A 26,950-nucleotide genomic window follows, 5' to 3' on the forward strand; every position below is an offset into this window, starting at 1 on the left:
ATTTTGAAAAGTGGACGAAATTAGAACTTAAGTTTAACTATTAGATATTTAGAAATAAACATAATATTATAGAACTTGTATAAATACATAGCCGAGACCCATACAAATATTGAAAAAGTGTAGTGTTATTGAAAGTTAGGTGGTTCATGTCATGACAATGACAAATCAGGAAAAATTTAAAGTACTTGTAGATCAAATTAAAATGGAAAATCAGTTAGATGCCTCATTTATCGAACAGAGCGAATTAACACGTGTAGATGTGTCGACATCTAAACGCACATGGCTGTTTCAATTTGTGTTTCCATATTTTTTATCAGTAGAAGATTATTTACTGTTTACCCATGCAGTTAAAGAAGAGTTCAGTCCAATTGCGGAAGTTGATTATAATATTTCTGTACGTGATACGACACCTCAAGATGAGCTAGCGATAAAATATTTCAGTCATTGTATCGACCAAACACAACTGTCACCAAAAGTGAAAGGGCAGTTAAAACAAAAGAAATTAATCATGTCTGGAAATGTTTTAAAGGTTGTTTGTCAAAATGATATCGAACGTCAACATTTTGATAAAGCATGTAATGGTCATTTAACAGATGCTTATAAGAAGTGTGGTTTTGACATTAACCAAGTTATTTTTGAAACAGATGATACAGAAAATGACGAAAATTTAGCATCACTAGAAGCACATATTCAAGAAGAAGATCAAAAAAGTGCCCGCGAAGCAACTGAGAAATTAGAAAAAATGAAAGCTGAAAAAGCCAAACAACAAGATAATAACGAAAGTTCAGTATCAAAATGTCAGATTGGAAAACCAATTCAAATTGAAAATGTACGTCCGATTGAGTCTATCTTAGAAGAAGAATTTAAAGTAGCAGTTGAAGGTGTTATTTTTGATATTAATCTTAAAGAACTAAAAAGTGGACGTCATATTGTAGAACTTAAAGTTACTGATTATACGGACTCACTCGTATTAAAAATGTTCACACGTAAAAATAAAGATGACTTAGATCATTTCAAAGCACTGAGTGTAGGAAAATGGGTACGTGCACAAGGACGTATTGAAGAAGATACATTCGTGCGTGATCTCGTGATGATGATGTCTGATATTGAGGAAATAAAGAAAAATCCTAAACAAGATAAGGCTGAAGAAAAGCGCGTAGAATTTCACTTGCATTCTTCAATGAGTCAAATGGATGGTATACCGAATATCAGTTCATACGTTGAGCAAGCAGCTAAATGGGGCCACCAGGCAATAGCTGTGACGGATCATAATGTTGTTCAAGCATTTCCAGATGCCCATGCAGCAGCTGAAAAAAATGATATAAAAATGATTTACGGTATGGAAGGTATGCTCGTTGACGACGGCGTGCCAATTGCCTATAAGCCCAAAGACCGTAACCTGAAATCAGCAACATATGTTGTTTTTGACGTCGAGACAACGGGTTTATCCAACCAATACGACAAAATTATCGAACTCGCAGCCGTTAAAGTTGAAGATGGTGAGATAGTAGATAAATTCGAACGCTTTAGTAATCCACACGAACGTCTATCTGAAACGATTAAAAACTTAACGCATATTACAGACGATATGCTAGTCGATGCACCAGAAATTGACGAAGTGTTAACAGAATTTAAGGAATGGGTTGGCGATGCCATTTTCGTAGCTCATAATGCTTCTTTCGATATGGGCTTTATAGATACAGGATATGAAAGTGTTGGCCTTGGTGAATCGACAAATGGAGTTATCGATACGTTAGAGCTATCACGTACGATAAACACTGAGTTTGGTAAACATGGATTAAATTTCTTAGCTAAGAAATACGGTGTAGAACTTACGCAACACCACCGTGCGATTTATGATACGGAAGCGACAGCATACATTTTTATCAAAATGCTTAAACAGTTAGAAGAGCTTGAAGTATACAATCACCAAGACATTAATCAGTCACTTTCGAATGAAGATGCTTATAAGCGTGCTCGTCCTACCCATGTCAATCTCATTGTCCAAAACCAACAAGGTTTGAAGAACTTATTTAAAATCGTCAGCGATTCATTAGTTAAATATTATTATAGAACGCCTAGAATACCGCGTTCATTAATGAATGAATATCGTGAAGGTATCCTTGTAGGTTCAGCATGTGATGAAGGTGAAGTGTTTACTGCAGTGATGCAAAAAGATCAATCTCAAGTTGAACGCATTGCTAAATACTATGATTTTATAGAAATACAACCACCTGCACTTTATCAAGATTTAATTGACCGCGAACTCGTACGTGATACTGATACATTACATGAAATCTATGATCGATTAATCGAAGCGGGTAGCGTCAATGATATCCCAGTTATTGCTACAGGGAATGCGCATTTTTTACATGAACATGATGCTATTGCACGTAAGATTTTAATTGCATCTCAACCAGGTAATCCATTGAACCGTACAACTTTACCTGACGCACATTTTAGAACAACAGATGAAATGTTAGATGAATTCCATTTCTTAGGTGAAGAAAAAGCAAATGAAGTCGTTGTGAAAAATACGAATGCTTTAGCAGATCGTATAGAACGTGTCGTTCCGATTAAAGATGAACTTTACACCCCTAGAATGGATGGCGCAAACGAGGAAATTCGTGAATTGAGTTATTCTAATGCGAAAGCACTATATGGTGAAGACTTACCACAAATCGTTATCGATCGATTAGAGAAAGAATTAGAAAGTATTATCGGAAATGGATTTTCAGTTATTTACTTAATTTCACAACGCCTGGTTAAAAAATCATTAGATGATGGTTATTTAGTTGGTTCTCGTGGTTCGGTTGGTTCGAGTTTCGTAGCGACGATGACTGAAATTACAGAAGTCAATCCTTTACCACCACATTATATATGTCCTCACTGTAAAACGAGTGAATTTTTTGACGATGGTTCTGTCGGGTCAGGTTTTGATTTACCTGATAAAAAATGTGAAACATGTGGTACTGAATTAATTAAAGAAGGGCAAGATATTCCTTTCGAAACGTTCTTAGGATTCAAAGGAGATAAAGTACCTGATATCGACTTAAACTTTAGTGGTGAATACCAACCACATGCTCATAATTATACGAAAGAATTATTCGGTGAAGATAAAGTGTTTAGAGCTGGTACGATAGGTACAGTAGCTGAAAAGACGGCATTTGGTTTCGTAAAAGGCTATCTCAACGATCAAGGCATTCATAAACGTGGAGCTGAAGTTGATCGATTAGTTAAAGGTTGTACAGGCGTCAAAAGAACTACTGGGCAACACCCTGGTGGTATTATCGTTGTACCTGATTATATGGATATTTATGATTTCACACCAGTACAATATCCTGCTGATGATCAATCTTCAGCATGGAAAACGACACACTTCGATTTCCATTCTATTCATGACAACGTATTGAAACTAGATATACTCGGACACGATGACCCTACTATGATTCGTATGTTGCAAGATTTATCTGGTATAGATCCAAAGACAATACCGGTAGATGATAAAGAAACAATGGGCATCTTCAGTTCTCCAGAGTCTTTAGGTGTTACAGAAGATGAAATACTTTGTAAGACTGGAACTTTTGGTGTACCTGAGTTCGGTACAGGTTTCGTGCGTCAAATGTTAGAAGATACGAAACCAACTTCTTTCTCTGAATTGGTACGTATATCAGGGTTATCACATGGTACAGACGTATGGTTAGGTAACGCCCAAGACCTTATTCGCTCAGGCACTTGTGACTTATCGAGCGTTATATGTTGTCGTGACGATATTATGGTATATCTTATGTATAATGGAATTGAACCACCGTTAGCCTTTAAAACAATGGAATTCGTACGTAAAGGTAGAGGTTTAACTGATGAAATGGTTGAAGCCATGGTAGGGAATGATGTTCCTGATTGGTATCTCGATTCATGTAGAAAGATTAAATACATGTTCCCTAAAGCCCACGCGGCTGCATATGTATTGATGGCTGTACGTATTGCATATTTCAAAGTGCATTATCCACTTTATTATTATGCTAGTTATTTTACAGTGCGTGCTTCTGACTTTGATCTTATTTCAATGATAAAGGATAAAGAAAGTATCCGTAACACTGTGAAAGAGATGTATGGTCGTTATATGGATTTATCTAAAAAGGAAAAAGACACGTTAACCGTACTTGAATTAGTGAATGAAATGGCACAACGTGGATTTCGTATTCAACCTATCAGTTTAGAAAAGAGTAAAGCGTATGACTTTATCATAGAAGGCGATACGTTAATTCCGCCATTTATTGCAGTTCCTGGTCTCGGTGAAAATGTTGCACAAAGAATTGTAGATGCGAGAGACGAAGGACCATTCTTATCAAAAGAGGAATTAAATAAAAAAGCAGGTCTGTCACAAAAAGTTATTGATTATTTAGATGAACTAGGTTCATTACCAGATTTACCTGAGAAAGCACAACTTTCTATTTTTGATATGTAGATAAAAAGCACATGTTTTATCATAGATCGTGTGCGCATTTGTACAGCGCAATAACATGTGATATAATAAACGTGCTTAAAAAATTAGACTCAGGCAGAAAGAGTGGGGTATTTTCCCGCTCTTTTCTATTTGCCATAAAAGGAGGTCAGCATGAATAAATTAACTGAGCAAATTGAAGCAATGATTGAACCAGTGTTGGATGAATTGAATTTCGAATTGGTTGATGTTGAATTTACAAAAGAAGGAAAAGATCGTTTTTTACGTGTAGCAATTGATAAAGAAGGCGGCGTAGATTTAAATGATTGTACTTTAGCATCTGAAAAAATTAGTGAAGTCATGGATGCTGAAGATCCAATTCAAGAGATGTACTATCTTGATATAGCATCTCCAGGTGCGGAGAGACCTATTAAAAAGGAAAAAGATTTTCAAAATGCAGTCAATAACCCTGTATATGTTTCATTATATGCTCCAATTGAAGGTGCAAAAGAGTGGCTAGGTATTCTGCAATCAGTTGAAGACGATTCAATTGTGATGGAAGTTAAAGAGAAATCTAAAAAGAAAAAAGTTACAATTCCAAGAAATAAAATCGCTAAAGCACGTCATGCTGTTATGATTTAACGTGATTAGGAGGATTAATTGTGTCAAGTAATGAATTATTGTTAGCTACTGAATATTTAGAAAAAGAGAAGAAAATTCCAAGAGAAGTGTTAATCGATGCTATTGAAGCAGCGTTAATTACTGCCTATAAGAAAAATTATGATAGTGCGCGAAACGTACGTGTTGAGTTAAACATGGATGAAGGTACGTTCAAAGTTGTCGCACGAAAAGAAGTCGTTGAAGAAGTATTCGACAATCGTGATGAGGTTGACTTAAGTACTGCTTTAGTGCGTAACCCTGCTTATGAAGTAGGAGATATTTATGAAGAAGACGTTACACCAAGTGATTTTGGTCGTGTCGGTGCTCAAGCAGCGAAACAAGCTGTTATGCAACGTTTACGTGATGCTGAACGCGAAATTCTTTATGATGAATTTATCGATAAAGAAGAAGACATCATGACTGGATTAATTGATAGAGTTGACCACCGCTATGTTTACGTAAATTTAGGCCGTACAGAAGCGGTATTATCAGAAGCGGAAAGAAGTCCAAATGAAAAATACATTCCGAATGAAAGAATCAAAGTTTATGTAAATAAAGTAGAACAAACAACAAAAGGACCTCAAATCTATGTGTCTCGAAGTCATCCTGGTTTGTTAAAGCGTTTATTTGAACAAGAAGTACCAGAAATATTTGATGGTACTGTTATCGTGAAATCTGTAGCTCGTGAAGCTGGAGACCGTTCTAAGATAAGTGTTCATGCAGATAACCCAGACATCGATGCAGTAGGTGCTTGTGTAGGTTCAAAAGGTGCACGCGTTGAAGCGGTTGTTGAAGAACTTGGTGGCGAAAAAATTGATATTGTTCAATGGAATGATGATCCTAAGATTTTCGTTAAAAATGCATTAAGCCCATCTCAAGTATTACAAGTCATTGTTGATGAAGAAAATCAATCAACAATCGTTGTTGTCCCTGATTATCAATTATCATTAGCAATTGGTAAACGTGGTCAAAATGCACGACTAGCTGCAAAATTAACAGGTTGGAAGATTGATATCAAATCAGAATCAGATGCACGTGAAGAAGGGATTTATCCTAACGATGAGTTAGAAATGGAAGACAGCGAAAGCGAAGCATTTGCATCATCTCATGATATTCACTCAGAATCAGATGAGTCAGAATTAACAGAAGAGCAAGCGAATGACGACACTGAAACAACTGAAGAGCACGAAACAGCTGAAGCTACTGATCAAGATGAAAACGCTGAGAAATAATTTGGAGTGATTGCTTTATGAAAAAGAAAAAAATTCCAATGCGTAAATGTATACTTTCTAACGAAATGCATCCTAAAAAAGATTTAATACGCGTAGTCATCAACAAAGAAGGCGAGATCTTTGCAGATGCTACTGGTAAAAAACAAGGTCGCGGTGCATATGTTTCTAAAAATGTTAAATTAGTAGAAGAAGCACAACAAAAACAAGTGTTAGAAAAATATTTTAAAGCGAGTCAAGAGACGCTAGAACCCGTTTACAAAGAAATTATACGTCTCATATATCGTGAAGAGATTCCTAAATGAACAAATTTCAAATCGTAAATTTTTTAGGTTTAGCAATGCGTGCAAGAAAAGTGAAGACAGGTCAATCCGTCATATTAAATGACTTAAAGAAGAATAAATTAAAACTTGTCATTATTGCTACAGATGCTTCTGTCAATTCAACTAAAACCATTACAGATAAATGTGAAAGTTATGGCGTACCTTTGCGTGTTTTTGGAACGAGAATAGAATTAGGCCAAGCTTTAGGCAAGGAAGAACGTGTGAATATAGGAATCACTGATGATGGTTTTTCAAAGAAACTGATATCAATGATAGATGAATATCGTAAGGAGTGACTATATGAGTAAAAAAAGAATTTACGAATATGCAAAAGAATTAAATTTAAAGAGTAAAGAAATTATTGACGAACTTAAAAAAATGGACGTTGAAGTTTCTAACCATATGCAAGCTTTAGAAGATGATCAAATTAAAGCATTAGACAAAAAATATAAATCAAATGAACAAAAATCATCTGAACAACCATCTAAACAAAACAACCAAAATAAACAACAAGCAAATTCAAATAAACCTAAACAAAAAGGTAATCAAAATAAAAAGAATAATAAACAAAATAATAAGAACAACAAAAAGAATAATAAAAACAACAAAGGTAATAAACCACAAGAGTCAGAAGAACCAAAAGAAATGCCATCTAAAATTACGTACCAAGAAGGCATCACAGTAGGTGAACTTTCTGAAAAATTAAATGTTGATTCATCTGAAATCATTAAAAAATTATTTATGCTAGGCATAATGGCTAATATTAACCAATCTCTTGATGAAGAATCATTAGAACTCATCGTTGATGACTATGGCGTTGAAATGGAAAAAGAAGTTGTTGTCGATGAACAAGATTTATCAGTTTATTTCGATGACGAGGACGATGAAGAAAACACAGTAGAACGTCCAGCAGTAGTTACTATCATGGGACACGTTGACCATGGTAAAACAACTTTACTTGATTCAATCCGCCATACAAAAGTAACAGCCGGTGAAGCAGGTGGTATCACACAACATATCGGTGCTTACCAAATTGAAAATGACGGCAAAAAAATCACATTCCTTGATACACCAGGTCACGCAGCATTTACAACAATGCGTGCCAGAGGTGCCCAAGTCACAGATATTACAATCTTAGTTGTTGCGGCCGATGACGGTGTTATGCCTCAAACAATTGAAGCGATTAACCATGCTAAAGAAGCAGATGTGCCTACAATCGTAGCAGTAAACAAAATCGATAAACCAACATCAAACCCTGACAGAGTGATGCAAGAACTTACTGAACACGGTTTAATCCCAGAAGATTGGGGCGGCGACACAATCTTTGTTCCGCTTTCTGCATTAAGTGGTGAAGGTATCGACGATTTACTTGAAATGATTGTATTAACTTCTGAAATTTCAGAGTTAAAAGCTAATCCAAGTAAACATGCTGTTGGTACAGTGATAGAAGCAGAATTAGATAAATCACGTGGACCAGCTGCGTCATTACTCGTTCAAAACGGTACATTAAATGTTGGTGACTCACTAGTAGTCGGTAATACTTATGGCCGTATTCGTGCAATGGTTAATGATTTAGGTCAGCGTATTAAATCAGCAGGCCCATCAACACCGGTTGAAATTACTGGTATCAATGATGTACCACAAGCTGGTGACCGTTTCGTAGTATTTAAAGATGAAAAACAAGCACGTCGTATCGGTGAAGCACGTCGTGAAACAAACGTTTTACAACAAAGACAAGAGAGTAAAAATGTTTCTCTAGATAACTTATTCGAGCAAATGAAACAAGGTGAAATGAAAGACCTTAATGTTATCATTAAAGGTGACGTGCAAGGTTCAGTAGAAGCTTTAGCCGCTTCATTAATGAAGATTGATGTTGAAGGTGTAAACGTACGTATCATTCATACTGCTGTCGGTGCAGTTAACGAATCAGACGTTACATTAGCAAATGCTTCTAATGGTATTATCATTGGATTTAATGTGCGTCCAGATGCAGGTGCTAAACGCGCTGCAGAACAAGAAGGTGTAGATATGCGCTTACACCGTGTTATCTATAACGTAATCGAAGAAATTGAAACGGCAATGAAAGGTATGCTTGATCCAGAATATGAAGAACAAGTCATTGGACAAGCTGAAGTACGTCAAACATTTAAAGTTTCTAAAGTCGGTACAATCGCTGGTAGTTACGTGACTGATGGTAAGATTACAAGAAATGCTGGTGTTCGAGTAATCCGCGATGGCATTGTACAATTCGAAGGCGAACTTGATACATTAAAACGTTACAAAGATGATGCTAAAGAAGTTGCTCAAGGTTATGAATGTGGTATTACAATTGAAAAATACAATGACCTTAAAGAAGGCGACATTATTGAAGCATTTGAAATGGTTGAAATTAAAAGATAAGATAGTAGCTTATCAATTATAGTCATTGAAAACCATGATTTTCACAATCTAGCTGAAAATCATGGTTTTCGTTTTTCAAAAATGAAATTAATGCTACGTTCAATCAAATATTGTTACAAAAAATGTATGAATCAATACAATTAAGAACTATAATACGACAGTTAGGAATTGGACGGTATATTTTATTTGTATTTATTTCATTTTCGAATTGTATCAAAACACTTAAGAAATAAAATAATGCCTAAGTGTTGAAATTGAAAATATTTTGTATTAATGTTTCAAACAACGCATATAGCATGTATATAAAACTATTATCGTTGACGTCTTTAAATACAATGTCTTATAATTCGTATGGTGTGTATAAGAAGAAATTTGAAAGAGATACGAAAAAGGAAGAGGTGAATAACAATGAATATGAGAGCAGAACGTGTTGGAGAACAAATGAAACAAGAAATCATGGATATTGCAAATAACAAAGTTAAAGATCCACGTATTGGATTTCTCACAATTACTGATGTTAAAGTAACGAATGATTTGTCTATGGCAACTGTATATTTAACAGTCCTTGGAGACGAGAAACAAGTTGATGATACGTTTAAAGGATTAGAAAAAGCAACTGGTTATATAAAATCAGAATTAGGTTCACGTATGAGATTACGTGTAGTACCGGAATTATACTTTGAATATGATGAGTCCATCGATTACGGTAATAAAATTGAAAAACTTATCCAAGATTTACACAAAAAAGATCAATAATTTATTAAAAGCTGGAACATAAACGATGAGATTTTATGTTTCGGCTTTTTCGTTATGTCATATCATTCGTCATCATGATAAGATATTAATTAAATAACAAAAATGATAGGTGGCATCATAGCAATGTACAATGGCATTTTACCAGTATATAAAGACAGAGGCTTTACAAGTCATGATATTGTGTTTAAATTACGCAAGATTTTAAAATTAAAAAAGATAGGCCACACAGGTACTTTAGATCCCGAAGTGGCAGGCGTCCTACCGATATGTATAGGGAAAGCAACCAAGGTCAGTGACTACATTATGGAGATGGGTAAAACCTATCGTGCCACAGTGACGTTAGGGTTAAGTACGACGACAGAAGATCAAACAGGTGAAGTGTTGGAACGTCAATCTGTTACCTCTAACCATTTAACCGCCTCCCATGTAGATCAAATACTTAAGCAATTCAAAGGGACGATTAAGCAAATTCCTCCGTATTATTCTGCAGTAAAAGTAAACGGCAAAAAACTATACGAATACGCTCGTAATAATGAGACAGTAGAGCGTCCAGAACGAGAAGTGGACATTTATCAAATTGAACGTACTTCTGATCTTCGTTTCGAAGATAACTTATGTCATTTCGACATCATTGTAGAATGTGGAAAGGGTACATATATTAGAACTTTAGCAACAGATATTGGTCGAGCACTAACATTACCTGCACATATGTCTCAGCTCACACGAACTTCAAGTGGGGGATTTCAAATCGATGAAAGTTTAACATTGGAAGATGTAGGTCGATTACATGAGCAAGGTTCATTACATCAGAAGCTTTTTCCTATAGAATATGGTTTGAAAGGGTTAACGCATATTTTCGTTGATAATGAAACAATGAAATTTAAAATCCAACATGGTCAGAAATTTAATAAAACCGATTTTGATATCAATATTACTACTGATGTAGTCATGGTGGATCAACAAACTAAACAAGTATACGCGATATATGAACCCCATCCTGAAAAAAACAATGAAATCAAACCGAAAAAGGTATTTAATTAAAGGAGAATGTAGCATGAAAGTGATTGAAATCACACATCCAATACAGGAAGATCAATATATTAAAGAAGATGTGGCGATGGCGTTTGGCTTTTTTGATGGCATGCATCGAGGCCACGCCAAAGTTTTTGAAACTTTAAACCAAAGAGCAGAAGAAACTGGTTTAAAGAAAGCTGTCATGACTTTTGATCCTCACCCTTCTGTAGTGTTGAACCCTGAGCGTAAACGTACTGATTATTTAACGCCGATACAAGATAAAGTAGAAATTATGGAGTCGTATGGTATAGATTATTGTTTAATTATTAATTTTTCTTCCAAATTTGCATCAGTCAGTGTGGAAGATTTTATTGAAAATTATATCATCAACAACCATGTTAAAGAATGTGTTGCTGGCTTTGATTTTACCTTTGGAAAGTATGGAAAAGGCAATATGATGATTCTCGATCAAGTTGAACACTTTAATACTACGACTGTTTATAAACAAGAAAGAGAATCTGAAAAAATTTCAACTACGGATATACGTAAGGCGCTTAAGGAAGGGGAATTACAAGACGCGAATGACTCTCTAGGCTATAGATATCGAATTAAAGGTACAGTAGTTCAAGGAGAAAAACGCGGTCGTACTATTGGATTTCCTACTGCTAACGTAGAACCAAGTGATGATTACGTGTTACCGAAAAAGGGCGTATACGCTGTAACGATGGAAATTGGTCCCGAATCTAAATTGTATCGTGGCGTAGCAAATGTAGGGGTTAAGCCAACATTCCATGATCCAGCCAAAGCACAAATCGTTATCGAGGTTAACCTGTTTGATTTCGATGAAAACATTTACGGTGAACGAGTTATTGTTTACTGGCACCATTTTTTAAGACCAGAAATAAAATTTGATGGTATTGATCCACTTGTTGAACAAATGAATAAAGATAAAGAGCGTGCAAAGTATTTATTAGCGGTTGATTTTGGTGATGATTTATCATATAATATTTAAGTCAGTATTTAAATGACATATAGGACCTTTATCTTGGCATTTCGAGACTCCGACGTTTTGCCCAGATTGAGGCACGTAAAAACTAATTAAGGAGGAAATTGATTATGGCAATTTCACAAGAACGTAAAAATGAATTAATCAAAGAATACCGTACACACGAAGCAGACACTGGGTCTCCAGAGGTTCAAGTAGCTGTTTTAACTGCGGAAATCAGTGCATTAAACGATCATTTACGTATTCACAAAAAAGACCATCATTCACGTCGTGGATTATTAAAAATGGTAGGTCGTCGTAGACATTTACTTAACTACCTACGTAAGAAAGACATTCAACGTTACCGTGAATTAATTAAATCATTAGGCATCCGTCGTTAATTCTACACGGATATTTAATTAAGCCTGAGGCATCAACGTGTGTCTCAGGCTAATTCTATATTATGAGCCTTTTGAAAATATTAAATTGAAACTACGATAAAAAGTTGTTAGTTATAATATACATAATGAACTGAAAAATGTATTGAAGAGTTAGTTGTATCAATATTCAAAATACGTTTAAATTTGAATTCGAAATGTAGAGAAAACCTACATTTATTCACGAGTTATACAGTTATGCACTCTACATTTTAATATAATCAAATTGTGACCAAAAATAATAAGTTCCATTATAAAAATAAAGTAATAAATGATATGATAGATGTATTAGATATATGAGAGGAGATTCGCAATGTCTCAAGAGAAAAAAGTATTCAAAACCGAATGGGCGAATAGATCATTAACAATCGAAACTGGTCAATTAGCTAAACAAGCAAATGGTGCAGTTCTCGTTCGATATGGTGATACAGTCGTATTATCTACGGCAGTTGCTTCTAAGGAACCACGTGAAGGTGATTTCTTCCCATTAATGGTAAACTACGAAGAAAAAATGTACGCTGCAGGTAAAATACCAGGTGGTTTTAAAAAGCGTGAGGGACGCCCAAGTGATGAAGCGACCTTAACTGCTCGTCTCATTGACAGACCGATAAGACCGTTATTCCCAAATGGCTATCGTTATGATGTTCAAATAATGAATACTGTATTAAGTGCAGATCCAGATTGTTCACCAGAAATGGCAGCAATGATTGGCTCATCTATGGCATTAAGTGTTTCAGACATTCCATTCCAAGGCCCAATCGCTGGTGTAAATGTTGGATATATTGATGGTGAATATATCATTAATCCAACTGTTGAACAAAAAGAAGTTTCATTACTAGATTTAGAAGTTGCGGGTCATAAAGATGCTGTCAACATGGTAGAGGCTGGCGCAAGTGAAATTACAGAAGAAGAAATGTTAGATGCAATCTTCTTTGGACATAGTGAAATTCAACGCTTAGTGGCATTCCAAGAAGAAATCATTGATAATCTTCAACCAGAGAAGAAAGAATTCATTCCAGAAGAACAAGATGAAACGTTGTTTGAAAAAGTACAATCACTTACTGAATCTTATGGATTAAAAGAAGCGGTGCTTACATTTGATAAACAACAACGCGATGACAATATCGATAACCTTAAAGATAAAGTCGTTGCCGAATTCGTAGATGAAGAAGACGAAGAGAATGAATCTTTAATCGAAGAAGTGCATAGCATATTAAATGACCTTGTTAAAGAAGAAGTAAGAAGATTAATTGCTGAAGAAAAAATCAGACCAGATGGACGTAAAACAGATGAAATTAGACCACTAGATACTGAAGTAGGCTTATTACCAAGAGCGCACGGTTCAGGATTGTTTACAAGAGGACAAACTCAAGCGTTATCTGTTGTAACTTTAGGTTCAATGAGTGAATATCAAATCTTAGATGGACTTGGTGAAGAAGAACAAAAACGTTTCATGCACCATTACAACTTCCCAAATTACTCAGTTGGTGAAACAGGTCCTGTTCGTTCACCAGGTCGTAGAGAAATTGGACACGGTGCATTAGGTGAACGTGCACTACGACATATTATACCTGATGTTACTGAATTCCCTTATACTGTGAGAGTTGTAAGTGAAGTATTAGAATCAAACGGTTCCTCATCACAAGCATCAATTTGTGGATCTACTTTAGCATTAATGGACGCTGGTGTTCCTATTAAAGCACCTGTAGCTGGTATTGCGATGGGTCTCGTGACACGTGATGATAGTTATACAATATTAACAGATATTCAAGGTATGGAAGATGCTTTAGGAGATATGGACTTTAAAGTTGCAGGTACTTCTAAAGGTATCACAGCGATTCAAATGGATATTAAAATTGATGGCTTAACGAAAGAGATTATTCAAGAAGCCTTAGATCAAGCACGTGAAGGCCGTATGACGATTTTAAATCATATGATGCAAACGATAGATACACCACGTACTGAACTAAGTATGTATGCACCTAAAGTAGAAAAGATGACAATTAAACCGGATAAAATTCGTGACGTTATTGGACCTGGTGGTAAGAAAATTAATGAAATCATCGATGAAACTGGCGTTAAATTAGACATTGAACAAGATGGTACGATTATTATCGGTGCTGTAGATAAAGAAGCAATAGAAGCTGCGCGTAAGATTATCGAAGATATCACGCGTGAAGCGGAAGTAGGTCAAGTGTACGATGGGAAAGTCAAACGTATCGAAAAATATGGTGCTTTTGTCGAATTATTCCCAGGTAAAGATGCTTTAGTACACATTTCACAAATTGCTAAAGAGCGCATTGATAAAGTAGAAGATGTATTAAAAGTAGGCGACACATTTAAAGTGAAAGTGACTGAAATCGATAAACAAGGTCGCGTGAACGCATCTCATAAAGTGCTTTTAAATGATTAATGTCTTTATATAAGTAAATTTAATAATTATTTTTAAGCTATTCGCAGTGTTTAAATACTAAACATTGCGAATAGCTCATTTTATTAATGCGGTATAAAAAAAGCCCTGGCAATCTTTTGAAAAATAAGGGCCATATTAATAATTTTACGAAGTTGATAGCTATTACTTTAATAGTGTACATAAGGCATATTTTAACTTATAATGAAATATGAGTTTATTACGGACGGGGATTTTACATAGGAGGTAACATTTTGAGTTTAATAAAGAAAAAGATTAAAAATATTCGCATCATCCCTCTAGGCGGAGTAGGAGAAATTGCGAAGAATATGTATATCGTTGAAGTAGACGATGAAATGTTTATGTTAGATGCAGGTTTGATGTTTCCCGAAGACGAAATGCTAGGTGTAGACATCGTAATACCTGACATTCAGTATGTCATCGATAATAAAGAAAAATTAAAAGGAATTTTCCTAACACATGGGCACGAACATGCAATTGGTGCGGTTTCTTACGTGTTAGAACAGGTAGATGCACCTGTATATGGTTCAAAGCTAACGATTGGCTTAATCAAAGAGAATATGAAGGCACGTAATATCAACAAAAAGATTAGATATTATACAGTTAATAATGAGTCAATTATGCGTTTTAAAGGTGTAAATGTGACATTCTTTAATACGACACATAGTATCCCTGACAGTTTAGGTGTTTGTATTCATACTTCATATGGTGCCATTGTTTATACTGGTGAATTCAAATTTGATCAAAGTTTACATGGGCATTATGCACCGGATTTGAAGAAAATGACTGAAATTGGTGAAGATGGTGTATTTGCATTAATCAGTGATTCTACAGAGGCAGAGAAACCTGGCTATAACACACCTGAAAATGTTATCGAGTCACATATGCATGATGCATTTACAAAAGTTAAGGGAAGATTAATAGTATCTTGCTACGCATCAAACTTTATACGCATCCAACAAGTGTTAAATTTAGCGAGCAAATTGAATAGAAAGGTATCATTCCTTGGTCGTTCATTAGAAAGTTCGTTTAACATTGCTCGTAAAATGGGATACTTTGATATACCTAAAGATTTATTAATTCCAATTAATGAGGTTGAAAATTATCCTAAAAATGAAGTGATTATCATTGCAACGGGTATGCAAGGTGAACCGGTTGAAGCATTAAATCAAATGGCTCAACAAAAACATAAAATTATGAACATTGAACCAGGAGATTCAGTATTTTTAGCGATTACAGCTTCAGCAAATATGGAAGTAATCGTTGGTAATACACTAAATGAATTAGTGCGTGCTGGCGCTGAAATCATTCCAAATAATAAGAAAATCCACGCATCTAGTCATGGATGCATGGAAGAATTAAAAATGATGATTAATATGATGAAACCTGAATATTTCATTCCAGTTAATGGTGAGTTCAAGATGCAAATCGCTCATGCGAAACTCGCAAATGAAGCTGGCGTTTCACCTGAGAAAATATTCTTAGTTGAAAAAGGCGATGTAGTTAATTATAACGGCGAGGAAATGATTTTAAACGAAAAGGTTAATTCAGGTAACGTACTCATTGATGGTATCGGCGTTGGAGACGTAGGCAACATCGTATTAAGAGACCGTCATTTATTAGCAGAAGATGGTATATTTATCGCTGTTGTAACGTTAGATCCGAAAAACAGACGCATTTGTGCAGGCCCTGAAATTCAATCAAGAGGTTTCGTATATGTTCGTGAAAGCGAAGAGTTGTTAAACGAAGCTGAAGAAAAAGTACGAGAAATTGTTGAAGAAGGACTGCAAGAGAAAAGAATTGAATGGTCAGAAATAAAACAAAATATGCGTGATCAAATTAGTAAATTACTATTTGAAAACACAAAACGTCGACCAATGATTATTCCAGTTATTTCTGAAATTTAAATCAATAATTAATAAACAAAGAGGTTAAGGCAAACGCTTAGGTAAATATATGATAGTAGATGATGAACCTGCATTAATCTACTAAACTTATATTTAAAAGCGCCCATTGTCTTTACCTCTTTTATGATATTATGATAAGCATATAGCACTTACATAGAAACTTAAATTTTAAACATTTTAACTTGTTCAATATGATATGATAATTGTTATAAAGTCGTTGCAATAAAATGGTGAACGATACATATAACGAAGACAATAGAATAAAAAATTGAAACGTACTATTTTTTAGTTAAACATACTTACAATACAAAGAAATTATATTTGAAAAGAAGGTGCAAGATGTGGCCCAAACTAAAAAAAGAACGAACACCAAAAGAAAAACACCAACTAGAAAGAAAAAGACGACAAATCGAAAGAAAAACCAAAAAGATAGCCCAATTAGATATATAGTCGCAATTATTATATTTATATTAATTGTGTTAGGTGCTTTTCAACTAGGCATTGTAGGTACAATGGTAGATAGTTTCTTCAACTATTTATTTGGGATTAGTCGTTACTTAACATACGTACTCATCTTAATCAGTACAGTATTCTTAACTTATTTTAAAGCTTTACCAAAAACGCGACGAACGGTCGGAGCATTTATTTTACAAGTAGTACTTCTACTTGTTTCCCATATCGTTTTTTACTTTACACATAGAGCGAAAGCCGAAAGAGAACCGGTGCTATCTCATGTATATCACTCATACAAAGATACTTACTTCCCAAATTTCGGTGGTGGTTTACTCGGGCATTATCTTTTAAGTTTAAGTATTCCGCTTATTTCAATCGCAGGCGTTATTTTCATGACACTTTTATTGTTTATTTCAAGCATTATTTTACTCATGAAACAAAAACACCGTGATGTATCTAAAATCTTTTTTGAAAATATGAAAACGAAAGGGCAAGATGCATCTGAAAGTCTACAAGAAAAACGTAAACATAATAAAGTGAAAAGAGATGCCAAAGCCCGGGTGAGAGCAGAGAAAAAGGCTGAAAGAGAGCAACAAGCTAAACAACAACAAGAAGAACAAGACAATGTAAAAGATGTTTCAGATTTTCCTGAAATAACAGATAAAGAACAACAATCTAATATACCGATTTATGGTCACGGTGATAGTGAAGATTCAAATGTAACGCAAGCTTCATCAACTGCGAAACGTACACGTAAGAAACGCAATTTTGGTGAAGAAAACGTGGGAAATACTAATAGTCATGCACAATCTTACAACGCTGAGCCTGATAAAAATGAGGAACATAATGAATCGGATACTTCGAATAGTTCTATTCAAGGTGCAGGAGAGGTAGGTAATGCATCGTATACGATTCCACCATTAGATTTACTTGACCAACCTACAAAACAACAATCGACCTCTAAAACAGAAGTTCAGAAAAAAGGCCAACTGTTAGAGACAACATTGAAGAACTTTGGTGTAGATGCACGTGTAACTCAAATTAAAATTGGTCCAGCTGTGACGCAGTATGAAGTTCAACCTGCACAAGGTGTGAAAGTAAGTAAAATAGTTAACTTGCACAGCGATATTGCGTTAGCTTTAGCAGCTAAAGATATAAGAATTGAAGCACCGATTCCTGGTCGTTCGGCTGTAGGTATCGAAGTACCTAATGACAAAATATCACTTGTTTCACTTAAAGAAGTATTAGATGAAAAGTTCCCAGCTAAGAATAAACTCGAAGTTGGGTTAGGTAGAGATATTTCGGGAAATCCAGTCACAGTACAATTAAATAACATGCCGCATTTACTTGTCGCTGGTTCAACAGGGAGTGGTAAATCTGTTTGTATCAATGGTATTATTACCAGTATCTTATTAAATGCGAAGCCACATGAAGTCAAACTCATGTTAATTGACCCTAAAATGGTTGAGTTAAACGTATATAATGGTATTCCCCATCTGTTGATACCCGTGGTGACAAACCCACATAAGGCATCACAAGCACTAGAAAAAATAGTGGCAGAAATGGAACGTCGTTATGATTTATTCCACCATGCGTCTACTAAGAATATTGAAGGGTATAATGAGATCATTAGACGTCAAAATGAAGAACTTGATGAAAAACAGCCAGAATTACCTTATATTGTAGTTATCGTCGATGAGTTGGCAGATTTAATGATGGTAGCTGGAAAAGAAGTTGAAAATTCTATTCAACGACTCACTCAACTTGCGCGTGCTGCAGGTATTCATTTAATTATTGCCACACAACGTCCATCTGTAGACGTGATAACTGGATTGATTAAAAATAATATCCCAACCAGAATTGCCTTTGCAGTTAGTTCTCAAACTGACTCAAGAACAATCATAGATAGTGCGGGTGCTGATAAATTACTCGGTAAAGGTGATATGTTATACGTTGCGAATGGTGGTTCAACGAGAACACGTGTCCAAGGTGCATTCTTAAGTGAAAAAGAAGTACAGAATGTAGTGGATTTCGTGGTTGAACAACAAAAAGCCAATTACGTTAAGGAAATGGAACCTGACGCACCAGTAGAAAAATCTGAAATGAAAAGTGAAGATAGCTTATACGATGAAGCATATTTATTCGTTATTGAGAAACAAAAAGCGAGTACTTCATTACTACAACGTCAGTTTAGGATCGGATATAACCGAGCTTCTAGACTCATGGATGATTTAGAGCGTAATCAAGTTATTGGCCCACAAAAAGGTAGTAAACCAAGACAAATTTTAGTCGATTTAAATAACGAGGAGGTGTAATTGTGGAGCTTACATCTGTTTATAAAGTTAAAGAATGGATTTTACAACAAATCAATCAAGGCGAGCTTCAAGACGGTGCGCAACTACCGAGCCACCTCGCAATTGCACGTGAACTTAAAGTTAAAACAGACGATGTGTTTGATGCAATTGATGAGCTAATTACTGAGCAGGTATTATCAAATCATTTAGAAGAGGGTGCGAGCGTTAAATCACAGCACCCATTCTTCTATCCCTTAGGGGAACTTGTCAGTATCAGTGATATGATTGAACAACATGGTTATCGTGCAGGTACAGAGTTCATTAGTTTTGACGAAAAGCCAGCCACTTCACTGGATGCAAAAAAATTAAATGTACCTGATAAAACTTATGTGACGATTATAGAACGCATTCGAACTGCAAACCGAATGCCATTAGTTTACTGTTTAGATAAAGTGCCAACTGATTTTATAACATGTATGCAATATCAGAATAGTGACGAATCTTTAATAGAAGCGATTGAACAACATACAGAGAAACGTGTTAAATTTGCTGAGACTGAATTGGAAGCAATCAGTTATGAGCCGCATATTTCTGATTTATTAGACGCTTCACCTCATGAAGGTTTAATGCTTTTAAAAATCATACACTATGATGAATTGAATCAACCTATATTTTATTCATTTAATTATTTTAAAAGTAGTTTAGTGAAATTTAAAACGGTAAGAAAGAAATTATAAATAACCATATAGTCAAGGGAGGCAAGTTCATTTGAATATTGAACCACAGAATAATATACATATAAAAGTTATGCCTACATCTAAATTTAAAACTACAACCATAGCGTTAAAATTCATGGCACCTATGGACAGTGAAACAATGACGGCAAGGTCGATATTAAGCAAAGTTTTAATACGTGCTACGAAACAATGGCCTTCCGATAAAGTATTTAGTAAGGAGCTATCTCAATTATATGGTGCTTACGTAAATAGCTATGTTTCCAAATTTAAAGATAAACATGTCATTACGTTTACATTAGAATTAGTAAACGAAAAATACTTAACAGATAAAACGCCTTTATTCGAAAAAGGTTTAAATCTTTTGAAAGAAATGATTTGGAACCCGTTAGTTAATGACGAAGCCTTCGATGAAACGTTCGTTACTCAAGAAAAAGCATTACTAACAAAAAAGTTACAATCTATTGTAGACAATAAATCACAAATTTCGTTCTTAAATTTACTACAATACATGTTTGGTGAACAACCGTATAGACATTTATCTTCAGGACAAGTGGATTACATACCTCACGTTACGGCTGAGAATTTATATCATACATATCAATCTATGTTGCAAGATGATTTTTGTGCGGTTTATGTAGTAGGGAATGTGGATGAACAAACTGTGAAATCACAGGTTAATACATATTTTAATCTTAATTCTAAATCATATGCATTATCACTTGAAGCACCACAATTGCAAGAACATCAAAGACCTCAGGAAATAGAAGAATATGACGAAGTAGACCAAGCTAAAATTAACTTTGGTTATAAATTACCGGCAACTTTCGGGGATACTCAATATTTTGCAATTGCTGTGTTAAATATGATTTTTGGTGGAGACCCTTCTTCAATTCTATTTAACGAAGTTAGAGAGAAACAAAGTTTAGCATATTCAATTCACTCTCAAATTGATGCTAAAAATGGTTACATGTTTGTATTAAGTGGCGTTTCCGTAGATAAAGTGCAAACTGCAAAGGAAACGGTTATTAAAGAATTTGAGAAATTACAACAAGGCCAATTCTCTGAAGATAAATTAGAATTAGCTAAAAAAGTTATTATTTCTCAACGCCAAGAATCCCAAGACCGTCCAAAAAGTATGATCGAAATTTTAAATAATAATATTTTACTCGATGAACCACTTACGGAATCGATGATTATTAAAGAAATTCAACAAGTGACTAAAGAAGACGTGACGGAAGTGGCCAAACAAACGATATTGGATACAGTATATGTCTTGACGCAAGGAGGGGAACAAAGTGAATAAAACCTACTACCAACAAATAGATGAACACGTATATGATGACCAATTAAATAACGGTTTGAAAGTATTTATCATCCCTAAACCTGGTTTCCAAAAAACATTCGTAACGTATACAACGCAGTTTGGTTCGCTTGATAGTCGTTTTAAGCCACACGGTAGTGATGAGTATGTGAACGTACCAGATGGTGTAGCTCATTTTTTAGAACATAAATTATTTGAAAATGAAGACGAAGATTTATTTACAGCATTTGCTGAAGATAACGCACAAGTGAATGCGTTTACGAGTTTTGATCGCACAAGCTATTTATTCAGTGCAACGGATCATGTAGAACGTAATATCATACGTTTATTAAAGATGGTGGAAACGCCTTACTTTACTAAGGAAACCGTTGATAAAGAAAAAGGTATCATCGCTGAAGAAATAAAAATGTATCAAGAACAACCGGGTTATAAATTAATGTTTAATACGTTACGTTCAATGTATGAGACACACCCAATACGTGTAGATATAGCTGGAAGCGAAGAAAGTATATATAATATTACGAAAGATGATTTATATTTATGTTATGAAACATTTTATCATCCTTCTAATATGGTGTTATTTGTCGTAGGCGATGTTGATCCAGAGCATATTTATAATGTTATTGCAGATCATGAAAATAATAGAAATAAAACGAATCAACCAAAGATTGTGCGTGACCCTTTAAATGAAAAACGAGAGGTTAATCAGTCTTTTGTTAGTGAAAAGATGAAGATACAATCACCACGTCTTATGTTAGGATTTAAAAACCAAGTTATGGATGATATCCATGCTGAACAATTTGTAAAACGTGATTTAGAGATGACTTTATTTTTTGAACTTGTGTTTGGCGAAGAAACTGAATTTTACCAAACCCTATTAAATCAGCAACTCATAGATGAAACGTTTGGTTATCAATTTATGCTTGAACCATCGTATAGTTTTTCATTAATTACGAGTGCCACTGAAGAGCCTGACAAATTAAAGACGCTGTTATTAGATGAATTAAAGCAGTATCAAGGCAAGTTAAATGATCAAGAAGCATTTGAATTATTGAAAAAACAATTTATAGGAGAATTTATTTCAGGACTGAACTCGCCTGAATATATCGCCAATCAATATACTAAGCTTTACTTTGAAGGGGTCAGTTTCTTCGATTTATTAGAAATTGTAGAAAGTATTACGTTGGAAAGTGTCAATGAAACAGCTAAGTTATGCTTAGATATAGATCAAATGGTAGATAGTCGTCTGGAGATGAAATAAACTATGAAAGCGTTAGTTCTCGGTGGCTCAGGTACAATCGGCTCAGCAATTGTAGAACGGTTATTAGAAGATGGTTATGAAGTTATTGTTCACTACCATACTGCTGATATTGAATATTTAAAGGAAACTTATAAAAAACAACCGGTTCAGTTCGTACAGAGTGATTTACATAAGTCAATCGATTTAGCACATGATTTTGGTTTTATAAAACAGTTGGATTGTTTAATCTATTCACCTGGAACGGCTTTATACGGGATGATACAAGATATGACTGATGACGAGATTGACCAAAGTTATCATATTCATGTTCGGCAGTTAATTAGAATATGTAGGTATTTTGTAGATATACTGCGACAAAGTGACACTGGAAGGTTGATAGTTATCAGTTCAATTTGGGGTGAAACAGGCGCGAGTTTTGAATCTGTATACTCAGCTATGAAAGCTGCTCAAATAGGCTTTGTAAAAGCATTAAGCCAGGAGTTAGCGATGACACGAGTTACAGTAAATGCAATTGCCCCAGGGTTCGTGGATGGTGCAATGTCGCAAGCTTGGTCAGAAGACGAACTTGCACAAATGATACAAGAATTACCGCAACAACGTTTGATTCAACCAGAAGAAGTCGCACATTGTTGTAGTTATTTGTGTAATCCTATGTCACAAAGCATAACGGGCACTGTTCAAAAGGTAAATGGCGCTTGGTATTTATAAACGATAGACGCTGATTTAATTTATATTGAATGGTTAGTTTGGTTGTTTTTTAAATGATTTTTACACTAAATTTTTAAAAATGCTAGACGTATTATTTTTACAAGTCTATTATAATAGTATATAACCATTGGATAAACGAAGGGGTGTAAGCTGTATGGCAGTTGCAACAAAAAAAGAATGGTATCTTGAATATGAAATTTCTATCAACCGTGCTGGTCTTTTAGGGGATGTATCTAGTTTACTTGGTATGATGGGAATTAGCATTGTTACGATAAATGGTATAGATGAAGGCCGTAGAGGTTTATTAATCAAATCAGATAATTTAGAAAAGGTTAAAAGATTTGAAAAAATCGTACAAGAAATTGAAGATATTTCTATCACGAAGTTGCGTCAGCCTGAATTGAGAGATCGCTTGGCAGTACGTCATGGGCGATATATTGAACAAGATGCTGATGATAAAAAGACATTCCGTTTTGAACGTGATGATTTAGGTTTACTTGTTGATTTTATGGCTGAAATCTTTAAAGAACAAGGACATAAGTTAATAGGTATTCGAGGTATGCCACGTGTTGGTAAGACTGAGTCTATAGTTGCAGGCAGCGTCTGTGCGCATAAAAGATGGCTATTTATCAGTTCTACTTTAATTAAGCAAACTGTGAGAAGTTCATTAATCAAAGGGGAATATGATTCAGATCATGTTTACATTATCGATGGCGCTGTGACAGCAAGAGAATCAAGCCAAAAACACCAAGAACTCGTTAAAGAAGTTATGAGTTTACCTGCTGTTAAGGTAGTAGAACACCCTGATTTATTCGTAGAGACGAGTGATTATGAAATGAACGACTTTGACTATATTATTGAATTAAGAGAAAATGAAAACCAAGAAATTCAATACGAAGCGATGAAGCAACAAACAGTCAAGAGTAAAAATAACTTGGACTTTAGTGGTGACGGCTTTGGCGATGGTTTCGGTGACGGTTTTGGTTTATTAGAATAGTATATTTGATAAGTGTTGAGGAGGATTTACATCTTGAAGTCGATTGGTCAAACATTAAAGAGTAATAGAGAAAGCTTAGGCATGACGTTATATGAATTAGAATCACGTACGCAGATTAAACGCAGTACTTTAACTTTAATTGAACAAAATCAATTTTCTTCTTTAACAAACGAAAATTATGCTGAAGGCTTTATTAAAAAATATGCTAATGCGGTTAATGTTGACGCGAATCAATTAATTGATTCGCATAGAGACGAAATTCCCGATAGTAATCATAAATTAGATCGAACACTATCAGCTTTTTCTAAAGATGAGAAACCTACATATCGCTCTAAAGACAATGAACCATGGCAGTTAGCAATTACGATGAGCTTTGTTGTCATTATCACGGTTATCTTGTGGATTATAGCAGTATTGCTGTTTTAAGTTATTATAGAAATGAGGATTTAGTATGAATATACCGAATTGGATAACACTGTTTAGGGTTATCTTGATTCCGTTTTTTATTTTATTTGCGTTATGTAATTTTGGATTTGGTACAGTATCGATTTTAGGTGGATACGAAATTAGAATTGAATTATTAATCAGTGGTATTATTTTTGTAGTTGCATCACTAAGTGACTATGTCGATGGTTATTTAGCTAGAAAATGGCAACTTGTAACAAATATGGGGAAATTTTTAGATCCTCTAGCGGATAAATTATTAGTTTCAAGTGCACTGATTGTACTTATTGAAATTGGTTTATCTAATTCAGTTGTTGCGATTATTATTATCGCACGTGAATTTGCAGTAACAGGTTTACGTCTATTACAAATTGAACAAGGCTTTGTGAGTGCTGCAGGTCAATTAGGTAAAGTGAAGACAGCTGTTACAATGGTTGCAATTATATGGATTTTATTCGGAGATCCGTTTGCACATTGGATTGGCTTCCCTATAGGACAAGTTTTACTTTATATCGGTGTATTCTTCACCATTTTATCTGGTATTGAGTATTTCTATAAAGGTCGCGATGTATTTAAAGCGAAACATCAATAATTCATTAAAAAGTCTGAGACAGTAAAAGATGTCTCAGACTTTTGTTAACTAGGCAATAAATGTCTGAACTGAAAATGTGCATATACCAAGCTTTTTTCAATCCTAGTCATCATTGCCGAGGTGGGGCTACGAAATCTCTATTAAAAATTGATTTCTGTCCCATCCTTTTTTTATATAAAATTTCAAAAACTAATAGAGTTAAAACGAAATTTTAGTTTTTATACGCTTCTCGCTTTATAATAAGGAATGTAGAAATTTTATAGTTATAAATTTATATAAGAAGCGTAAGGAGGCATAAAGTGAAAATATCTATTATTGCTGTTGGTTCAGAATTACTGCTAGGACAAATTGTAAATACAAATGGTCAATATCTATCTAAATTATTAAACGGCATAGGGCATAGTGTTGTTGAACACGTTGTAGTAGGTGATAATCCGCAAAGATTAGAACGTGTCTTTAACAATGCACTGAATAATCATGATGCTGTAATATTTACAGGAGGATTAGGACCAACGAAAGATGATTTAACGAAACATACAATTGCCAAATGTTTAGATCGTGAACTTGTTACCGATCAAACGGCACTTGAAAGTATCGAACAATATTTTAACGATCAAAAAGTTGAGATGACTGCGAATAATCGTCAACAAGCACTTGTCATAGAAGGTTCACACGTATTAACGAATAAAGTTGGTATGGCACCAGGTATGCTTGTAGATCATCATGATAAAAAGATTGCCTTACTTCCTGGACCGCCTAGAGAAATGCAACCGATGGCAAAGGAAGAACTGTTACCACATCTCATGGATGACGAACGTATAATACATTCAGAATTATTACGATTTGCTGGTATTGGAGAATCTAAGTTGGAGACTGAGCTGCTTGATCTTATCGATGAACAGACGAATCCGACGCTTGCTCCTTTAGCGGGTGCTCACGAAGTTAATTTACGTCTTACTGCAAATGCAACTTCAGTTAAGAAATGTGAAAAGTTAATAAAGCCTATAAAAAAAGAAATACTTTCACGTGTGGGTAAATATTATTATGGTTCAGATGACATTGTTATCGAACAAGCATTTATGAACGAAATGAAACAATCATTTGCGATTTATGATGGTGTCACTGATGGAGAGTTATATTCAAGATTACAAAACTTTAACGAGGATTATAAATTACAAGGCATGTTACCGCATCACACACAATTTGTTCAAGATGATGCAACGATTGAGAGACAATTGTCAGTTGGAGCGACAATTGTAAAAGATTTATATAAAACTGATATAGGTATCGCCATATTAAATAAAGACGAAAATGTGTATTTAGGTATTTTAGAAAAGGGTAAACTTAAAATCCAAACATTTAAAATGTCAAAAAGGAACAAATTACAAAAATCTAGAACACAAAACTATGTACTCATCAGATTACTAAATTGGCTAAATTAAATAGATGATTGACTACAAAATTCAAAAATAGCACGTGTGTTCTCTTTTGAGTCTTTTCGCCTATAAAATTAACGAACAAATATTCGTAAAATACTTGAACTATGTTTAAATTCAA

At 34.7% G+C, this 26,950-nt stretch carries 20 protein-coding genes and 1 pseudogene; all 21 read left to right on the forward strand.

The features are described from left to right. Nucleotides 1-151: 151 nt before the first annotated feature. On the forward strand, nucleotides 152-4,468 hold the full coding sequence (locus QQM35_RS07625; RefSeq protein WP_251516542.1) for a PolC-type DNA polymerase III: 4,317 nt from the start codon (nucleotides 152-154) through the stop codon (nucleotides 4,466-4,468). A gap of 150 nt (nucleotides 4,469-4,618) precedes the next feature. Next, on the forward strand, nucleotides 4,619-5,086 hold the full coding sequence (gene rimP / locus QQM35_RS07630; protein WP_251516543.1) for a ribosome maturation factor RimP: 468 nt from the start codon (nucleotides 4,619-4,621) through the stop codon (nucleotides 5,084-5,086). A gap of 20 nt (nucleotides 5,087-5,106) precedes the next feature. Then, nucleotides 5,107-6,336: a transcription termination factor NusA gene (nusA, locus tag QQM35_RS07635; RefSeq protein WP_251516545.1), complete on the forward strand. Its 1,230-nt coding sequence runs from the start codon at nucleotides 5,107-5,109 to the stop codon at nucleotides 6,334-6,336. Between the two features lie 17 nt (nucleotides 6,337-6,353). Then, complete coding sequence (rnpM, locus tag QQM35_RS07640) at nucleotides 6,354-6,638, forward strand: RNase P modulator RnpM (RefSeq protein WP_251516547.1); 285 nt, start codon at nucleotides 6,354-6,356, stop codon at nucleotides 6,636-6,638. After that, nucleotides 6,635-6,952, forward strand: coding sequence for a L7Ae/L30e/S12e/Gadd45 family ribosomal protein (locus QQM35_RS07645; RefSeq protein WP_251516549.1), 318 nt, complete (start codon nucleotides 6,635-6,637; stop codon nucleotides 6,950-6,952). The genes rnpM and QQM35_RS07645 overlap by 4 nt, the downstream gene beginning before the upstream one ends. A 4-nt stretch (nucleotides 6,953-6,956) precedes the next feature. Next, nucleotides 6,957-9,056 (forward strand): translation initiation factor IF-2, encoded by a 2,100-nt coding sequence (infB, locus tag QQM35_RS07650; RefSeq protein WP_342610307.1) that lies wholly within the window; start codon nucleotides 6,957-6,959, stop codon nucleotides 9,054-9,056. Between the two features lie 408 nt (nucleotides 9,057-9,464). After that, nucleotides 9,465-9,812 carry a 30S ribosome-binding factor RbfA gene (gene rbfA, locus QQM35_RS07655; protein ID WP_251516553.1) on the forward strand — a complete coding sequence of 116 codons (348 nt, stop codon included), beginning with the start codon at nucleotides 9,465-9,467 and terminating at the stop codon, nucleotides 9,810-9,812. A gap of 123 nt (nucleotides 9,813-9,935) precedes the next feature. After that, nucleotides 9,936-10,853 carry a tRNA pseudouridine(55) synthase TruB gene (gene truB / locus QQM35_RS07660; RefSeq protein ID WP_251516555.1) on the forward strand — a complete coding sequence of 306 codons (918 nt, stop codon included), beginning with the start codon at nucleotides 9,936-9,938 and terminating at the stop codon, nucleotides 10,851-10,853. A gap of 13 nt (nucleotides 10,854-10,866) precedes the next feature. Next, nucleotides 10,867-11,838 carry a bifunctional riboflavin kinase/FAD synthetase gene (locus QQM35_RS07665; RefSeq protein ID WP_251516559.1) on the forward strand — a complete coding sequence of 324 codons (972 nt, stop codon included), beginning with the start codon at nucleotides 10,867-10,869 and terminating at the stop codon, nucleotides 11,836-11,838. Between the two features lie 104 nt (nucleotides 11,839-11,942). Then, nucleotides 11,943-12,212, forward strand: coding sequence for a 30S ribosomal protein S15 (gene rpsO, locus QQM35_RS07670; RefSeq protein WP_251516562.1), 270 nt, complete (start codon nucleotides 11,943-11,945; stop codon nucleotides 12,210-12,212). A 349-nt stretch (nucleotides 12,213-12,561) separates the two neighbouring features. Next, nucleotides 12,562-14,661, forward strand: a complete 2,100-nt coding sequence (pnp, locus tag QQM35_RS07675) for a polyribonucleotide nucleotidyltransferase (RefSeq protein WP_251516565.1) — start codon at nucleotides 12,562-12,564, stop codon at nucleotides 14,659-14,661. 251 nt (nucleotides 14,662-14,912) lie between these two features. Beyond that, nucleotides 14,913-16,586 carry a ribonuclease J2 gene (gene rnjB / locus QQM35_RS07680; protein WP_251516567.1) on the forward strand — a complete coding sequence of 558 codons (1,674 nt, stop codon included), beginning with the start codon at nucleotides 14,913-14,915 and terminating at the stop codon, nucleotides 16,584-16,586. A gap of 1,070 nt (nucleotides 16,587-17,656) precedes the next feature. After that, nucleotides 17,657-19,354, forward strand: a pseudogene (locus QQM35_RS07685) (DNA translocase FtsK); the annotation flags it as partial. A gap of 2 nt (nucleotides 19,355-19,356) precedes the next feature. Then, nucleotides 19,357-20,070, forward strand: a complete 714-nt coding sequence (locus QQM35_RS07690; protein WP_251516572.1) for a GntR family transcriptional regulator — start codon at nucleotides 19,357-19,359, stop codon at nucleotides 20,068-20,070. Nucleotides 20,071-20,101: 31 nt separating this feature from the next. Then, nucleotides 20,102-21,373, forward strand: coding sequence for an EF-P 5-aminopentanol modification-associated protein YfmF (gene yfmF / locus QQM35_RS07695; protein WP_251516574.1), 1,272 nt, complete (start codon nucleotides 20,102-20,104; stop codon nucleotides 21,371-21,373). After that, nucleotides 21,366-22,652 carry an EF-P 5-aminopentanol modification-associated protein YfmH gene (gene yfmH / locus QQM35_RS07700; protein ID WP_251516576.1) on the forward strand — a complete coding sequence of 429 codons (1,287 nt, stop codon included), beginning with the start codon at nucleotides 21,366-21,368 and terminating at the stop codon, nucleotides 22,650-22,652. The genes yfmF and yfmH overlap by 8 nt, the downstream gene beginning before the upstream one ends. Before the next feature lie 3 nt (nucleotides 22,653-22,655). After that, on the forward strand, nucleotides 22,656-23,360 hold the full coding sequence (ymfI, locus tag QQM35_RS07705) for an elongation factor P 5-aminopentanone reductase (RefSeq protein WP_251516578.1): 705 nt from the start codon (nucleotides 22,656-22,658) through the stop codon (nucleotides 23,358-23,360). A 154-nt stretch (nucleotides 23,361-23,514) separates the two neighbouring features. Next, on the forward strand, nucleotides 23,515-24,357 hold the full coding sequence (locus tag QQM35_RS07710) for a YmfK family protein (protein ID WP_251516582.1): 843 nt from the start codon (nucleotides 23,515-23,517) through the stop codon (nucleotides 24,355-24,357). Nucleotides 24,358-24,390: 33 nt separating this feature from the next. Continuing rightward, entirely contained in the window at nucleotides 24,391-24,783 is a 393-nt protein-coding gene (locus QQM35_RS07715) for a helix-turn-helix domain-containing protein (RefSeq protein ID WP_251516584.1), read from the forward strand. Between the two features lie 25 nt (nucleotides 24,784-24,808). Next, nucleotides 24,809-25,393 (forward strand): CDP-diacylglycerol--glycerol-3-phosphate 3-phosphatidyltransferase, encoded by a 585-nt coding sequence (gene pgsA / locus QQM35_RS07720; RefSeq protein WP_251516586.1) that lies wholly within the window; start codon nucleotides 24,809-24,811, stop codon nucleotides 25,391-25,393. A 299-nt stretch (nucleotides 25,394-25,692) separates the two neighbouring features. Continuing rightward, nucleotides 25,693-26,835, forward strand: coding sequence for a CinA family nicotinamide mononucleotide deamidase-related protein (locus QQM35_RS07725; RefSeq protein WP_251516592.1), 1,143 nt, complete (start codon nucleotides 25,693-25,695; stop codon nucleotides 26,833-26,835). The last annotated feature ends 115 nt before the right edge of the window (nucleotides 26,836-26,950 follow it).

Source organism: Staphylococcus hsinchuensis, assembly GCF_038789205.1.
Lineage (GTDB): Bacteria > Bacillota > Bacilli > Staphylococcales > Staphylococcaceae > Staphylococcus > Staphylococcus hsinchuensis.

Coding starts and splice junctions, on each gene's coding strand:
- QQM35_RS07625 (WP_251516542.1), top strand. CDS start 152: ATGACAATGACAAATCAGGAAAAATTTAAAGTACTTGTAGATCAAATT.
- rimP (WP_251516543.1), top strand. CDS start 4,619: ATGAATAAATTAACTGAGCAAATTGAAGCAATGATTGAACCAGTGTTG.
- rnpM (WP_251516547.1), top strand. CDS start 6,354: ATGAAAAAGAAAAAAATTCCAATGCGTAAATGTATACTTTCTAACGAA.
- QQM35_RS07645 (WP_251516549.1), top strand. CDS start 6,635: ATGAACAAATTTCAAATCGTAAATTTTTTAGGTTTAGCAATGCGTGCA.
- infB (WP_342610307.1), top strand. CDS start 6,957: ATGAGTAAAAAAAGAATTTACGAATATGCAAAAGAATTAAATTTAAAG.
- rbfA (WP_251516553.1), top strand. CDS start 9,465: ATGAATATGAGAGCAGAACGTGTTGGAGAACAAATGAAACAAGAAATC.
- truB (WP_251516555.1), top strand. CDS start 9,936: ATGTACAATGGCATTTTACCAGTATATAAAGACAGAGGCTTTACAAGT.
- QQM35_RS07665 (WP_251516559.1), top strand. CDS start 10,867: ATGAAAGTGATTGAAATCACACATCCAATACAGGAAGATCAATATATT.
- rpsO (WP_251516562.1), top strand. CDS start 11,943: ATGGCAATTTCACAAGAACGTAAAAATGAATTAATCAAAGAATACCGT.
- pnp (WP_251516565.1), top strand. CDS start 12,562: ATGTCTCAAGAGAAAAAAGTATTCAAAACCGAATGGGCGAATAGATCA.
- ymfI (WP_251516578.1), top strand. CDS start 22,656: ATGAAAGCGTTAGTTCTCGGTGGCTCAGGTACAATCGGCTCAGCAATT.
- QQM35_RS07710 (WP_251516582.1), top strand. CDS start 23,515: ATGGCAGTTGCAACAAAAAAAGAATGGTATCTTGAATATGAAATTTCT.
- pgsA (WP_251516586.1), top strand. CDS start 24,809: ATGAATATACCGAATTGGATAACACTGTTTAGGGTTATCTTGATTCCG.